The organism is Enterococcus infantis, from assembly GCF_049166715.1.
Classification (GTDB): Bacteria; Bacillota; Bacilli; order Lactobacillales; family Enterococcaceae; genus Enterococcus_C; species Enterococcus_C leclercqii.
On sequence record NZ_JBMHFB010000028.1, the window covers coordinates 1 to 569 of the forward strand.

Here is a 569-nt window from a genome sequence, read left to right on the forward strand (position 1 = left end):
GTAATAATTCGAACTATGAAAAATTTAGATATTTACATATGTATTGATGATCAACACTATAATTATCTTAAAAGACCTAGACGAAAAGATATATATGAATCTATTGGTTTTGGTAGGTTTTATTTTGAGTTACCGGAAAAAATGTCAAATAGATCAATTGTTAAAGTTTTAGGGACAGTAGAAGGAATAGATTATAAAAAGATAATTCAGGGTATGAAGAAAGCTTTTAATGATAAATTTTGGGGTGGTGATGACACTCAATTGACTATATTAAAAGATATGATAAATAATTCAAAAGAATATTTCCTATGATAGCAGATATTGTTATATCGAATTATTATTTTAAATTACATTCTACTAGAGATACATTTTTAATTCTTCAAACAAGTATAGATCTTTCTATTAATATAACTGTTCCTGTTATATTAAAACGACCATCTTATAAAATTATCTACGCTTTTATTAGAGAAGGGTGTTTTAATATAGAACCGAAATGTACAAATGATAGTAGATACGTTATTATCGGAAGTGTAGAATTAGATGCTCAAAAAGTTATAGAATGTTTTAGG

2 protein-coding genes are annotated in these 569 nt (G+C 25.5%); both read left to right on the forward strand.

Annotation, left to right across the window (positions count from 1 at the left end; all coding sequences use genetic code 11):
- Positions 1 to 312, forward strand: a 312-nt coding sequence (locus tag ACOMA8_RS14685; RefSeq protein ID WP_421371703.1) for a hypothetical protein, incomplete at its 5' end; no start/stop codon positions are given.
- Positions 309 to 569, forward strand: a 261-nt coding sequence (locus ACOMA8_RS14690; RefSeq protein ID WP_421371704.1) for a hypothetical protein, incomplete at its 3' end; no start/stop codon positions are given. The genes ACOMA8_RS14685 and ACOMA8_RS14690, both read left to right, overlap by 4 nt.